Genomic DNA, 15,587 nt, shown 5'->3' on the forward strand with positions numbered 1-15,587 from the left:
ACATATTCTCCAGATAACCATTAGATTTAAGTTATATCCTTTAAATTTCTATTATTATAATACTCTCTTAGCTCCAACGTAAGCATTTTGCCAGTAAGATGAGTTTATGTTACTTACTTTAACAACATCACCTGTTTGTGGCGCATGTATCATTTGTCCTCCACCAACATATATACCAACGTGGCTTATTCCACCGCCACCAGTAGCGAAGAATACTAAATCTCCTGGTTGTAAGTTAGCCTTACTTACAGATGTTCCTACTCCATATTGAGATCCTGAAGTTCTTGGTAAAGATACTCCTGCAGCATTTCTAAATACATATGATGTAAGTCCTGAACAGTCAAATGTATTAGGACCTTCTGCTCCCCATACATATGGAGATCCTAATTTAGAGTAAGCCATATTAACTACAGCACTTGCAGCATTTGTATTGTTAACTGGTGGTGCTGGTTTTTCTGCTGGCTTCTCAACAGGTTTTTGAACTGGTTTTTCAACATCAGTATCGTTATTATTGTTATTTACAACATCACTATTTATTTTATCTGTTGTTGTTTTATCTGTTTCTTCTGTTGTTGCTTTATCTGTTTCTTCTGTTGTTGCTTTATCTGTTTCTTCTGTTGTTGCTTTATCTGTTTCTTCTGTTGTTATTTTATCTGTTGTTGTTTTATCTGTTTCTTCTGTTTTATCTTGTACATCTTTTTGATCATTAGCATCTGTTTGCTCTTTTTCAACTTCTGGAGCTTTATCAGATACATATAAGTCTCTTATAAATCCTTCTTTATCTCCATTTTTAACTTTAACCCAGTTGTCTTGAGTTCCTAATACTTCTACTTTTGTAGATAATCCTAAATTATCTTGTACATCTGACTCTATATGTGCATCTTTTCTTAAATTTACATTTTCAGCTGTTACGTATGCATCCGCACCTTTTACATCAACATATCTAGAAGCTATCCATCCTTCATTTCCATCGTTTAATTGAACTTTGTACCATCCGTCTTGTTCACCGATTATTTTGAATTCTTCACCTGAATAAGCTATTGTTTGAACAGAACCTTGTTCTCTTACTTTTACAGCTACATCGTCTTTAACAACTGCAACTTTATATTCCATATCCTTAAAATTAGATAAATTTATTATATTTTTATCATTTGCATCTTTCTTATCTGTTGCTTTTTCAGTTTTTGCGTCATCTGCATGAGCTATTCCGTTCATCGATAATGCCATAAATGATGCAAACACTGGTACTAATATTTTTCTCTTCATAATGTTTTTCCCTCCAAAAATTAACAATAAGTTTTCTTATGTGTTATTTTCATAGATGAAACCTATGCAGGATAAAATACTAATACACAAGATATATTTTTATTTATTTTATATTTTTAACTTGTAACTTTTTTGTAACGAAAAGTTATAAGTTATATAGTATTCTTATATTAAACAATAGTTAATTATCTTGTATATAATACTTAAACCAAACTTCTTATTTTATCCAAAAATAACTTTAATATACATTTTATATTTATTATATACTAATATTTACAAAAAGTAAACAATTTTACCTATTTTAGCATATATTAGCACATGTTTTTTTGCGTGCTTTTTTTCATGCTATTTTTTTATGCAAAATAAAAGTATGAAGTATAGATTTTAAAATCTATACTTCATACTTTTTCTACATTATATATTATATATTTTTAAACTAAAGATGGAGCTACCTCTTGAGCAGGAGCCTCTGTATACCATCCTCTTAATTTCATTGCATCAGCTATTCTCTTTATAGACATCATATATGCAGCTGTTCTCATTTCTACATTACGATCACCTGCTAATGCCCATATTTCTTCAAAAGCTTTTATCATTAATGCTTTTTGTTTTTCTTGAACTTCTTCGAAAGTCCAGTTGTATCTCATTAAATTTTGTACCCATTCAAAGTAAGAAACAGTAACACCACCACTATTAGCTAGTATATCTGGTACTAATGTAACACCTTTTTCAAATAATATATGATCTGCTTCTGGAGTTGTTGGCCCGTTAGCACCTTCACATACTATTTTAGCTTTTATATCAGCTGCATTAGCAGAAGTTATTTGGTTTTCTAAAGCACAAGGCATTAAAATATCTACTTCTGTAATTATTACACTTTGCTCTACAGGTTCTGCCCCTGGGAATCCTTTTATACATCTATGTTCTTTATTATAAGCCATTAAAGCTTTCATATCTATTCCATTTTCATTATATATAGTTCCTGTATGGTCTTCTACATATATAACCTTTGCTCCAGCTTCATCTATGTACATACCTGCAAAGCTTCCAACATTTCCAAATCCTTGAAGACCTACTGTAACATTTGACACATCTATTCCCTTTTTCTTAGCTGCTTCCATAGCCATTGTAGCAACACCATATCCTGTTGCTTCATTTCTTGCTAAAGATCCGTAGAAATCAACTGGCTTACCAGTGAATACTCCTGGTTGGAACTCCCCTGTAACATTGGCATATTCATCAACCATCCATGCCATTATTTGTCCATTTGTATTAACATCTGGAGCTGGTATATCTTCTTTTTCTCCTATTATTGGAGCTATAGCTCTAGCAAACCCTCTAGATATTCTCTCTAATTCGCCTTGAGAAAACTCTGTAGGATCTATAGCCATACCACCTTTACCACCACCATATGGTATACCTACTACAGAACACTTAAAAGTCATCCATGTAGATAATGCTTTTACCTCGTCCATACAAACTGCTGGATGGAATCTTAATCCACCTTTAAATGGTCCACATGCATTATTATGTTGTGATCTATATCCTGTAAATGTTCTTACAGTCCCATCATCCATCTTAATCGGGAATGATACTTCTAAAACTCTCATTGGATTTTTTAATATTTCGTATACTGCTGGATCAGCCCCTAACTTATCACAAGCAGTCTTCACTTGAGATCTTGCTATCTCTAGAACATTTAAAGTTTTTTCAGCCATTTTAAAAGCCCCCTTAAAAATTTATAATTTTTCTCCCCAAAATCTTTTTGAAAATGTTTTCCCTTTGTTACAGTTTGATTATAACATAGTTTTTTTAGCTTTTGTATATAATTTTTATTAGTTTTTTATTTAACATTTTTTTATCTTATTTATGTTTATATCAACTCTACTTACGTTTATTAACGTAACTTTATATAAAGCATTCATTATATGTTTTTGTAATTTATATATACTTTCAATTCCTTCAAATATATTGATTTCAATTAAAATCTTCACTTCTAATTCTCCGATTTTATCTTTAAATTGAATGTTATTTATCTTACTTATATATTTAATTTTGGATAATTCATAATAAATTATTTCATTTATAGCATTTTGAGTTATATAAAACTTTCCTATATAGCTAAAACTAGGTCTTACTATTGTTTTTTCTACAATAATAGATTCACTATTTCCTCTTTTAAATAACCTTTTTATAGGATTTATACTTAATCCACTTGCAATAGATTTAACCTCTAAAGTTGGCACTGGAATTATATGATTTCCTCTTTCTCTAGATTTCTTTGCAATTTCTATCTCTTCTTGTTTAGATATCTCATTGATATAAATAGTTTTATCTATGCTTCCAAGACCTAATCTTTCTGCAATTTTATTTACCATTTTATCCGAAGTACCAATTACAAGTATTTTATCTATTTTTTCTTCCTTTAACTTTGTTCTTACACACTCTCTATGTTCAATATTTTCAAATATAGCTCTTTTTACAGCTTGTATTTTAGTTTTTGCTTGTTTTGCTGAAACTCCTGCAAGTATTTTATTATTTTTTATTAATATCCCATCATCTACTATATAATTTATGTTATTTTCATAAGCTAATTCTAATGCTTTATAACTTTTACCAGTTCCACTTTCCCCTACTAAAGCAAATTTTTTCATAAAACTTCTCCTAAGTTTATATATTTAAGGCTATAGATATTAATATCTATAGCCTTAAATATATATTATATCAAAACTCTTTATTTCCTTTAATATATAAAAATATGCGTATACTCTATTAAAATTAAACAATTTTTGATAACTAGAAATCTACAAATAACATTTTCATTATTTAACCCTAAATTTTTTCTTCTATATATAGTTTATTATTAATACGTAAATATATTTTTAATTTTTTTAAAATTTCCAATTAAATTTCCTTTATATTTAAATTTTACTAATGTATTAAATATTCGAAATTTGTAACTATATTTATTTTTTCAATTAATCCTAATCATTGTTATGTGATCTTTTTTTTGCTATAATACTAATGAACATACTATTTACATATATTAGGAGGATTTTGAAATGGCTTATAAAATCAATGATGCTTGTATAAGCTGTGGTGCTTGCGAAGCTGAGTGCCCAGTTAGCTGTATATCAGCTGGAGATGACAAATATGTTATAGATGCAGCTGCTTGTGTTGAGTGTGGTGCTTGTAACGGAGTTTGTCCAGTAGATGCTCCACAACCAGAATAATATTTAAATATTATTTATATACAAAAAACTACCTACATTTGTAGGTAGTTTTTTGTATATTGTATACTATTCATTTTCATTCATAAGATATGATAATGTAAATAAACTTTCAGTTAAGTTTACATTTTCAACTATTACATCCTTTGGCACTTCTAAATCTAATGGTGCAAAGTTCCAAATTCCCTTTATACCAACTTTCACAAGTCTGTCTACAACATCTTGTGCCCCATTCTTTGGTATACATAAAATAGCTATATCAATATTATTTTCTGACACGAACTCCTCGATGCTCTCAGAATCTAGTATTTCAAAATCTCTAATTTTTAACCCTATCATTCTTGGATTTGCATCAAATAAAGCTTTTATCTTAAATCCTGCTTTTGTAAATCCTGCATAGTTAGCTATAGCTTGTCCTAGGTTTCCAGCTCCAATTATTATTGAATTATAAGTTCTAGATAAACCTAATATTTTTCCTATCTCATTGTATAATTCTTCAACGTTATATCCGTATCCTTGTTGTCCAAATCCACCGAAGTTATTTAAATCCTGTCTTATCTGAGATGCTGTAAATCCAATTATATCACTAAGTTCTTTAGAAGATATTCTTTGTATATCTTTATCTAATAAATCTCCTAAGTATCTATGATATTTAGGTAATCTTCTTATTACAGCCATAGAAATATTTCTATTACTCATTTTATCACCTCCTATATAGTCATGATCTCTATTTGCCTATAAACTATGCTATTTTTTTAACATAGTACATATATTCTTGATTATATTATACCAAAACATTATAATTTTAGATAGTTTAAAGGAGGTATAAATTTATGATTGTTTTGTCATGTAATAACTTAAATAAAAGTTTTGGAATAGATACTGTATTAGAAAATATTAGTTTTACTGTAAATGAAGGAGATAAAGTCGGAATTATCGGGGTCAACGGAACCGGTAAAACAACTTTATTCAAAGTTCTATCAGGTATATATGGTTATGATAGTGGAGATATATACCTTGGAAAGGGTGTTGAAATTGGATACCTTGAACAAAACACAAACTTTCAATCCGATAAAACCATTTATGAAGAAGTTTTAGAAGTATTTTCTGATTTAATGGAAATGGAAAAATATATAAGAAATTTAGAAATAAAAATTTCTGAAGAAAGTTCAAACCCACAATCTAAGGAATTAGATAAACTTATGAATGAATACTCTCATAAACTTGAATTATTTTCAGAATTAAACGGATACGGGTATAAGTCGGAAGTTAAAGGTATATTAAAAGGCCTAGGTTTTTCTGATGAAGATATGCAAACTCCAATAAATATTTTATCTGGAGGAGAAAAAACTAGAGTACTTCTTTCAAAATTATTACTTAAAAATCCTTCACTTCTGTTATTGGACGAGCCTACTAACCACCTTGACTCAGATGCCATTGAATGGCTTGAAGTTTTCTTAAAACAATACAAAGGAACTGTAATTATTATTTCACATGATAGATATTTCTTAGACCAAGTAGTTAATAGAGTTTTTGAAATTCATAATAAAAGATTAAAAACATACAATGGAAATTATTCTAAGTTTATAGAATTATCCAAGGTTGAGAAAGAATTAGAAGTAAAAAAATATGAAGATCAACAAAAAGAAATTAAAAAGCAAGAAGAGTCTATAGAACGTTTAAAAGCTTATGGTCGGGAAAAACATTTAAAAAGAGCTCGAAGCAAGGAAAAAATGTTAGATAAAGTTGATGTATTAGACAAACCCGATGTATTTAGAAAAAAAGCTAGCATTCAATTTAATCCTGCAGTATCTAGTGGTAACGATGTTTTAGAAGTAAAGGACTTATCTATGGGTTATGGCGAAAGAATACTTTTTAAAGATATAAACTTTAATATATATAGAGGAGAAAAAGTAGCTTTAATAGGAGCTAATGGTATAGGAAAATCTACATTATTTAAAATTATAATGAACGAAATTGTTCCTTTAACAGGTAATACTAAACTAGGTACAAATGTTCATGTGGACTATTTCCATCAAGAACAAAAAACTCTTAACTTAGATAATACAATAATCGATGAGATTTGGAATGATCATCCTAATCTAAATCAAACTACTCTTAGAAATATGCTTGGTTCATTTTTATTTGAAGATGAAGAAGTATTTAAAAAAATCTCTACACTAAGTGGTGGTGAAAGAGCAAGAGTGGCAATATTGAAACTTATATTATCAAACTCTAACTTCTTATTACTAGACGAACCTACAAATCACCTTGATATAGATTCAAAAGAAGTATTAGAAGAAGCTCTTTTAAATTATACAGGGACTTTATTTACAATATCTCATGATAGATATTTTTTAAATACTGTTGTCGATAAAATTTTAGTTTTAGACTCTGAAGGTATTACTGAATACCTAGGAAATTATAACTACTATATGGAAAAGAAAAAACAAGCTTTAGAAATGAATACTGTAGAGACTGTTGAAGAAAAAACAAAAACTCAACTAAAAGATGAAAAGAGAAAAGAAAGAGAACAGAGAGAAATAGAAAAAAAAGCTAGAGTTAGAAGGCAAAATATAGAAAAGGAAATTGAGGAAATCGAGGCTAAGATTGAAGAACTAGATTTACTTATGTGCCAAGAAGATGTTTATTCTAATCCTGAAAAATCTAAGGAAGTTAGTCAAAATAAATCTAATCTTGAAGAAAATTTAAATAATCTATATGAAGAATGGGAACAGCTAATGTAAGCTGTTCCTTTTATTTAGATAATTCTGATTTTTCTATAACAAATTAGTTGCTATATGTGTATTGTTTATATTACCATAGTATAGACATTAAAATTTAGGGGGTGCTTATTTGAATAATATTTTTAATTTAAATGATGAAAATAAGAGATTTTATAAACTATTAATTTCACTTTGTATACCTATAATAATACAAAATCTTATATCAACTTCAGTAAATGTTATAGATACAGTTATGATTAGTAGTTTAGGAGAAACTTCAGTTGCTTCTATAGGAGTAGCTAATCAATTTTTCTTTTTATTTAATATGACTCTATCTGGTTTAACAGGTGGGGCTGGATTATTTATATCTCAATTTTATGGGAAGAACGATACTAATAATATAAAAAAGGTTACAGGTTTGAATGTTTTACTTGGAATAATACTTGGACTGATATTTTTTATACCTGCACTTTTCTTCCCTAAGCTTATAATACACTTTTTCTCTTATGATACTAATGTAATAAAACTTTGTATCGACTACTTTAGCATAATAGCATTTTGTTATCCTTTAATTGCAGTTAGTACTGTTTTTAGTATGGGATCTAGAAGTGTTAGAAATCCTAAATTAGGAATGATTTGTAGTGCAATAGCTCTTATAAGTAATATAATATTAAATTACGGATTAATTTTTGGTAACTTAGGATTACCTGCATTAGGAGTTAAAGGCGCAGCCTTAGCAACTGTTATTGCTAGATTAATTGAATTTTTACTTTTAGTTAGCTATGTTTATGTGTTTAAAAAGAATTATATTTTAAGATTCAATTTAAGTAATTTAAAATCTATAGATAAATCATTTATAAATGCGTTTTTTACTAAAAGTACACCAATATTATTAAATGATTCTGGATGGGCTATAGGAACTGTGTTATATTCTGTAGCATATTCTAAAGCAGGTACTTCTGCTATTGCTGCAAGTCAAATAGCTACAAGTACAGGTAACTTTTTTATAATGACTGCTGTTTGCGTAGCCATAGGAGCTTCTATCATGCTAGGAAATGAACTTGGAGCAGATAATAAAGAAGTTGCTATTGATTATGCTAAAAAGTTTTCTAAGATTGTATTTATTGTAGGTACAATATTAGGCATACTACTTATATTTAATATTCCTATGTTACTTAAAATGTTTAGCGTATCTGATAGTCTAGCTCCTGATATTATTAAGATATTTGTTATTATGGGACTATTAATGGGACTTAAGTCTTTTAATACACTTTTAATTATAGGTGTATTAAGAAGTGGTGGAGATACTAAATACTCTTTATTCTTAGAATTAGGATGTATGTGGTTAGTTTCACTTCCTCTTACTTTTATATTCGCTATTAAAGGAGCTCCTATTTACGTACTTGTTCTTCTTACTTATTCTGAAGAAATTGTAAAATTCATATTTGGTGTTCCTCGAGCTATGTCCAAAAAATGGGTTGCTAATATAGTAAAAGAAATTAATTAAAAAGAGATGCCATTTAAGGCATCTCTTTTTAATCTATTTTTATTAAATTATGGGATTTAGGCTCTAAAGTAATTAATAACTTTTTCTTTATAAATTTATTACCTTCTATCTCAATTTTCTCTTTAACATTTGATCTATTTATTAATACTAAAATTTTATCGGTTTTAATATATCTAATATACCCAAGTATGTTTTGATTTGATAATTTTAAAAATTTAGTTTCTCCACTTGATAGTAACTTATTATTTTTTCTTTCCTTAATTATTTTTTTATAAAAATTTAATATATCTTTATCTTCATTTTCCCAAGGATATGTTCTTCGATTATCAGGATCTGTTTCTCCTATTAATCCTGCTTCATCTCCATAGTAAACATATGGTACTCCCTCAAATGTCATTTGAATAAATACAGCTAATTTAAGAAGTTCTTTTTCTTCATTTAACTCAGTTAAAATTCTTCTTGTATCATGTGTCCCTAATAAATTCAAATTGGATTTAAATGCATCCTTAGGGTAATTTTCTTTTATTGTCATAAATCTATTATATACATCCTGTGAATTTACATTTCCTTTCAAAAAATCCACCACTATATTTTTAAATACATACCCGGTTACACCATTTAATTGATTTCCTAAAAAGTATTTACGCCTTTCATTATAGCTAATTTTATTAGATGCATCTTCCCATACCTCTCCTATAATAACAGACTCATTATCTATATTTAATGTCTCTTTTTTTAAAGCTTCTAAAAATTTAGAAGGAAGCTCATCTACTACATCAAGTCTCCATCCTTTAACTCCATAGTTCATCCACTTCTTTATTACACTATCTTTATCTCTTATAATATAGTCCATATAAGAATTTTCCGTTTCATTTACATTTGGTAGTGATTTAACTCCCCACCAACAATCATATTCATTTGGATGGTCTTTAAAATTATACCATGAAAAGAACTTAGAATTTTTAGATTGATAAGCACCCAAAGAATCATAATTTCCATATTTATTAAAATAAATACTATCATCTCCAGTATGACTAAATACGCCATCTAAAATAATATTTATTCCTTTTTTACTTGCCTTATATATTAATTCTTTAAATATTTCTTCATCACCAAACATAGGATCAATAGTTTTATAATCTCCTGTATCATATTTATGATTACTTTGAGATTTAAATATAGGACTTAAGTATATTACAGTTACACCTAGACCCTTTAGATAGTTCAGTTTACTAATAATTCCTTTTAAATTTCCACCATGAAAATCCCATCTTATAACTTCATTTTCTTTATTTTTTATATACATAGGAGTATCTTCCCAATTTGCATATATAAAACTATTTTTTTTAGGATTATTTATTTTACCAGTTCTATTAAATCTATCAACAAATATATGATATAGTATACCTTCCTTAAACCATTTCGGACTTTCTGTTTTTCTACTAACTGTAATTTGATATTTATTTATATAATTTATGTCATAGTATTCTACACATTCTCCACAATCATAACTTTTCCCATAGTATTTTACATCTAGAGTTTCTCCTTCTATGGACTTAAAGTAATAAAAATAAATATTTTCTTTTTCAAATTTATATTTATCTATAGTAAAAATACCATTTGATTTATTTTCCATTTTTATTTCTTTTTTTATATCTTCATTAGTTTCTAGGATAAGGTATATTTCTTTGACATCAGAAATTGCTTCTATATTTATATTTATGTCTTCTCCTATCTCTAATGCCCCAAAGGGCTTTTTATGACTTTCCATCCAAGAATCGTATATTATACTCATTTATTTCCCCCTATTTTTATCCCTTATAAAAATATTTATCTTTTGTACCATATTTCATTTGCATATTCTTTTATAGTTCTATCACTTGAAAAAATCCCTGAATTCGCAATATTTATCAATGACATCTTATTCCAATGATTTTTATCTATATACAAGTCATTAATTTTTTTCTGTGCTTCTACATAATTCTCAAAATCTCTTAATACAAAAAATTCATCATTATATGTTATTAAAGAATTATATATCTCTCTACCTTCTTCTACTATATTTGGTATAAATCCATTAACCAAATCATCTACTACCCTCTTTATATAAAAATTATTTGAATATAAATCAGCAGAAGAATATCCCCCAAATTTACTATATTCTAAAACTTGATTTGCCTTTAAACCAAATAAAACCATATTTTTATCACCTATTTGGTCATGGATTTCTATATTTGCTCCATCTAACGTTGCTATCGTTATAGCCCCATTCATCATAAACTTCATATTACCTGTTCCAGAAGCTTCTTTTGTAGTTGTGGATATTTGCTCACTTACATTTGTGGCAGGTATTATTTTCTCTGCCAAAGAAACTCCATAGTTTTCTAAAAAAACTACTTTCAATTTATCTTTTACTCTTGTATCATTATTTATTTTTTGAGCTAATTCATTTATTAATTTTATAACGCACTTTGCAAAATAATATCCAGGTGCAGCTTTAGCACCAAATATAAAAGTTCTTGGCTCAATATTTAAGTTAGGATTGTCTAATAGTTCATGATACATATGAAGTATGTGAAGTGCATTCATGAGTTGTCTTTTGTATGCGTGTAATCTTTTTATTTGCACATCAAAAATTGAGTTTTCATTTATATTTATTTCATTTTTTTGATTTATAATTTTAGATAAATTTTTCTTATTTTCTTGTTTAATTAATTCTAATTCTTGTAAAACACTATCATCATTTTGGTATTTTTCTAAATTTTTAAGTTCTATAGTATTCCTTTGCCAACTTTCACCTATTAACTCATTTATAAGTTTAGATAATCTAGGATTAGATAATATCAACCATCTTCTATGAGCTATTCCATTAGTTTTGTTGTTAAATTTAAAAGGTTCATCTTCATAAAAATCTTTAAGAACTTCTTTTTTTAAGATCTCTGTATGAAGTTTTGCTACTCCATTTACACTGTGGCTTCCTATAATACTTAAATTAGCCATATTTACATTATCTGCATAAATCACTGCCATTTTACTTATTTTTTCATGGTCATTTCCATATTTATTATTTAGTTTACAAATATATCTTTTATTTATTTCTTCAATTATCATATATATTCTTGGCAATAACTCTTTAATCATCTGGATATTCCACTTTTCCATAGCCTCTGCCATTATAGTATGGTTTGTATAAGATATAACTCTTTGAGTTATATCCCAAGCTTCATCCCATCCAAGTTCTTCTTCATCCATTAATAGTCTCATTAGTTCAGGTACACATAGAGATGGATGTGTATCATTTATATGAATTGAAATTTTCTCATATATTTTACGTATATCTCCATTATCTTTTTTATACTTTCTAAATATATCTTGTATTCCTGCACTTACTAAGAAATATTCTTGTTTCAACCTTAAAATTTTACCTGCATCATTAGAATCATTAGGGTATAAAACTTGAGAAATTTCATCAGCATAATACCTATACTGTAGTGCATCATGATAGCTTCCATAACTATTCTTAGATTCTTTTAATATAGGCTCAAAATCTTTTCGAGGCACATCTGATTTAAATAACCTAAGAGTATTTATATATTCATTTTTATATCCAATTATAGGGATATCATATGGTAGTGCCATAACTGGAATATAATTTTTATGAATAGCCTTTATTTTACCGTTTTTTTCGACTAAATCAACCTTCCCTCCAAATTTTACAATACTTGCTTTGTTAGGCCTTACAGTCTCCCATATATATGATTCTTCTTTTAACCAATTATCTGGGACTTCTACTTGATGCCCATTCACAATTTTCTGCTCAAATAAACCATACTCGTATCTTATTCCATAACCATGGCCGCTCATATTTAATGATGCCATAGAATCTAAAAAGCATGCAGCTAATCTTCCTAATCCACCATTTCCTAAAGCAGGATCTACTTCTGCATTAATTAAATCTTCTAAATTTATGTCCATTTCTTTTAAAATTAACTTTATATCTTCTAAAATACCTAAATTTAAAAGATTAGACTCTAATTGTCGTCCTAATAAAAACTCTATACAAAAATAATAAACTTCTTTTTCTTTATCTAATCTACTTTCTTTCCATATATTATCTATTTTACACTTTAATACTGTCACTAGCGTATTTAGTAGTTGCTCACTATTAGCTTCTTTTATAGTCTGTTTATATAAAAAATCCATTTGATTTCTAAATTCTAATTTGAACTCTTCTTTATTTATAAGGGTCAATATTACCAACTCCTTTATTCAACTATTTCTTGATAGGCCCTTAAATATTCCTTAGCGGACTTTTTCCAACTATTATCAGTATTCATTGCACTTCTTACTATATTATTCCATGTCAATTTATCTTGTTTATAAATATCTATTGCTGATTTAATGCAATAATACATCTCATGTGCATTGTAATTAGCAAAACTAAATCCATTTCCTTCTCCAGTATATTTGTTGTATGGGACAACAGTGTCTTTAAGCCCTCCAGTTTCTCTAACTAAAGGTATTGACCCATACCTCATAGCTATCATTTGTCCTATTCCACAAGGCTCAAATAATGATGGCATTAAAAACATATCTGATGATGCATATATTTGTTGAGCTAAGGCTGCATCAAAAGTTAATATAGTTGCTACCTTATTTGGATACTTTCCTGAATAGTAATTTAACATAGATTGATATTGTTCTTCTCCTGTTCCAAGTACAACTAGTTGTAAATCTTCTTCAACTAATTCAGGCATCATATATGAAAGCAAGTCTAATCCTTTTTGAGATACTAATCTAGATACAATCCCTATCATTGGTATATTTTCATTAATTTCTAATCCTAGTATTTTCTGCAATTCTAATTTATTTTTAATTTTTTTACCTATTGATTCAATATTAAAATTACAAACTATATTTTTATCGACTTCCGGATTATTAATTTCATAATCTATTCCATTAACAATTCCTTTTAATTTATATCCATTCTCTTTTATTAGTCCATCTAGTCCTTCTCCATAATATTTTGTTTGTATCTCGTTAGCATATGTGGGGCTAACAGTACTTACTTTATCTGAATATACTATGCCAGCCTTCATAAAATTGATTCCACCATAATATTCTATGTTACCTTCATCTAAATGAAACCTAGGAATAGATAATGTATCTTCTATATGTTTATTAGAAAATACACCTTGATATCTCAAATTATGTATAGTATACATAGTTTTTATATTTGAGTATCTATCATCATCTTGGTAGTGCTCTTTTAAAAATAAAGGTATCATTCCTGTATGCCAATCATTTAAATTCATTATATCAGGATAGAAATCTATCCTTTTTAAAGATTCTAAAACTGCATTACTGAAAAATGTAAATCTCTCTACATCATCATCATATCCATATAAATATGCATATTCACCTTCTCTTTTAAAGTAAAACTCATTATCTATAAAATAAAACTTAACTCCATCTAATTCTAATTCTAATAATCCACAATATTGATTTCTCCATGCTACATTTACATTAAACACTGCAACTTTTTTCATTTTATCTTTTAAATATTTAGGAATATTAACATATTTAGGCATTATAACCCTTACATCTACTCCTTCTTTTTTTAATGCCTTTGGAAGTGCATATGATACATCTCCTAAACCACCTGTTTTAGCAAACGGCCAACATTCAGCTGTAACAAAAAGAACCTTCAAAATTTATCCCCCTTTATATACTAACGTTTTTTTCTACTACCAAAGGAAATTTTATATCCCCCTTTAATTCTTTTTTACTTGATATGTTTACATTTTTATCAAGAATTACATTATCTAATTTTGCATTTTCTTCTATTGTGCTATTTTGCATAATTATAGAATTTCTAATAACCGAGCCTTCTTTTATATGAACCTTTCTAAATATAATACTATCTTTCACATCCCCTTCAATGATACATCCTGTAGCTATAAATGAGTTATTTACATTTGATGTTTCTGTGTATAAAGTTGGTTGAGTATTTTTTTCTTTAGTATAAATTTTTCTATCAGAATAGAATAATTCATTTGCTATATCTATATTAAGTAAATCCTTATTGGTTTGAAAATAAGTTCTAATAGAATTTATACATCTTAAGTACCCCTTATACTCATATCCTCCTACATTTAATATATCTACACTTTCATTTATACAATCTTCTAAATTTGCATATCCACCTTTTGAAACTGCCCCATATATCATCTCTATAAATAATTTAGTTTTCATTATATACATTTCCATAGATATATTTCCTGTAGATTGCCTTCCAATATTAGTTCCCATACTTAAAACTTTTTTATTCCCATCAACATTTAAAATTGTTGTTCCTAAAAATTCTTCATCTATATTCGATTCATTTTTAAATACTATAGTTATATCATTACCTGATGATTTATGATAGTTAAGAGCTTTTTTATAGTCGATATTACAAATCATATAACTTGGAGAAATTAAAACATATTCTTGCTTACTTTTCTCAATATAGTCTATATTTGAAAATATATTTTTTAAATCACCTTTTTTTAAAGTATGATGCATCTGCTTTGTTGTATTTTCAGGACTAAATACAAATAATCCATCATTTTTTAAAGATAAGTCCCAATGACTTCCATTTCCTAAATGATCTGTCAGTGATCTATATTTTTGGTCTGAAAATATACCTATATTTTTCATTCCTGCATTTACCATGTTAGATAATGTAAAATCTATTATTCTATACCTTCCACCAATAGGTATTGATGCCACTATCCTTGAATCACTTAACTCTCTTAAATTATCACCTTTTTTATTTAAATTGATTATCCCCATACATTCTTTATTCATAAAATA

Annotated in this window: 11 protein-coding genes; 3 read left to right on the forward strand and 8 right to left on the reverse strand. The window is 27.7% G+C overall.

All coding sequences use genetic code 11. The features are described 5' to 3' along the window. Positions 1-54: 54 nt before the first annotated feature. From ATCC9714_RS15180 to ATCC9714_RS15190, 3 genes are all read right to left on the reverse strand, one after another. The gene (locus tag ATCC9714_RS15180; RefSeq protein ID WP_057574397.1) at positions 55-1,266 is read right to left on the reverse strand and encodes a C40 family peptidase; all 1,212 of its coding nucleotides are present in this window, start codon (positions 1,264-1,266) and stop codon (positions 55-57) included. A 431-nt stretch (positions 1,267-1,697) separates the two neighbouring features. Then, positions 1,698-2,984: a Glu/Leu/Phe/Val family dehydrogenase gene (locus ATCC9714_RS15185; protein WP_057545790.1), complete on the reverse strand. Its 1,287-nt coding sequence runs from the start codon at positions 2,982-2,984 to the stop codon at positions 1,698-1,700. 129 nt (positions 2,985-3,113) lie between these two features. Further along, positions 3,114-3,920: an ATP-binding protein gene (locus ATCC9714_RS15190; protein ID WP_057545791.1), complete on the reverse strand. Its 807-nt coding sequence runs from the start codon at positions 3,918-3,920 to the stop codon at positions 3,114-3,116. A gap of 408 nt (positions 3,921-4,328) precedes the next feature. On the opposite strand from ATCC9714_RS15190, the gene ATCC9714_RS15195 reads away from it, so the two are divergent. Next, positions 4,329-4,499, forward strand: a complete 171-nt coding sequence (locus ATCC9714_RS15195) for a DUF362 domain-containing protein (RefSeq protein ID WP_021122141.1) — start codon at positions 4,329-4,331, stop codon at positions 4,497-4,499. Between the two features lie 66 nt (positions 4,500-4,565). Here ATCC9714_RS15195 and ATCC9714_RS15200 read toward each other — a convergent pair whose 3' ends face one another. Beyond that, positions 4,566-5,195: a redox-sensing transcriptional repressor Rex gene (locus ATCC9714_RS15200; RefSeq protein ID WP_021122140.1), complete on the reverse strand. Its 630-nt coding sequence runs from the start codon at positions 5,193-5,195 to the stop codon at positions 4,566-4,568. 134 nt (positions 5,196-5,329) lie between these two features. Between ATCC9714_RS15200 and ATCC9714_RS15205 the strand changes: the two genes are divergently transcribed. Further along, positions 5,330-7,243, forward strand: coding sequence for an ABC-F family ATP-binding cassette domain-containing protein (locus tag ATCC9714_RS15205; protein WP_057545792.1), 1,914 nt, complete (start codon positions 5,330-5,332; stop codon positions 7,241-7,243). A gap of 109 nt (positions 7,244-7,352) precedes the next feature. Then, positions 7,353-8,729: an MATE family efflux transporter gene (locus ATCC9714_RS15210; protein WP_021127453.1), complete on the forward strand. Its 1,377-nt coding sequence runs from the start codon at positions 7,353-7,355 to the stop codon at positions 8,727-8,729. Positions 8,730-8,757: 28 nt separating this feature from the next. Here ATCC9714_RS15210 and ATCC9714_RS15215 read toward each other — a convergent pair whose 3' ends face one another. From ATCC9714_RS15215 to glgD, 4 genes are read right to left on the reverse strand one after another with little or no spacing between them, the layout of a single operon-like run. Continuing rightward, on the reverse strand, positions 8,758-10,524 hold the full coding sequence (locus tag ATCC9714_RS15215) for a glycoside hydrolase family 13 protein (protein ID WP_057545793.1): 1,767 nt from the start codon (positions 10,522-10,524) through the stop codon (positions 8,758-8,760). 35 nt (positions 10,525-10,559) lie between these two features. Then, positions 10,560-12,980 (reverse strand): glycogen/starch/alpha-glucan phosphorylase, encoded by a 2,421-nt coding sequence (locus ATCC9714_RS15220; protein WP_155485763.1) that lies wholly within the window; start codon positions 12,978-12,980, stop codon positions 10,560-10,562. Positions 12,981-12,994: 14 nt separating this feature from the next. Next, complete coding sequence (gene glgA, locus ATCC9714_RS15225; RefSeq protein ID WP_054631101.1) at positions 12,995-14,440, reverse strand: glycogen synthase GlgA; 1,446 nt, start codon at positions 14,438-14,440, stop codon at positions 12,995-12,997. A 13-nt stretch (positions 14,441-14,453) separates the two neighbouring features. Continuing rightward, the gene (gene glgD, locus ATCC9714_RS15230; protein ID WP_057545794.1) at positions 14,454-15,581 is read right to left on the reverse strand and encodes a glucose-1-phosphate adenylyltransferase subunit GlgD; all 1,128 of its coding nucleotides are present in this window, start codon (positions 15,579-15,581) and stop codon (positions 14,454-14,456) included. Positions 15,582-15,587 lie beyond the last annotated feature (6 nt).

Origin of the sequence: Paraclostridium sordellii (assembly GCF_000953675.1) — a bacterium.
Taxonomy (GTDB): Bacteria; Bacillota; Clostridia; order Peptostreptococcales; family Peptostreptococcaceae; genus Paraclostridium; species Paraclostridium sordellii.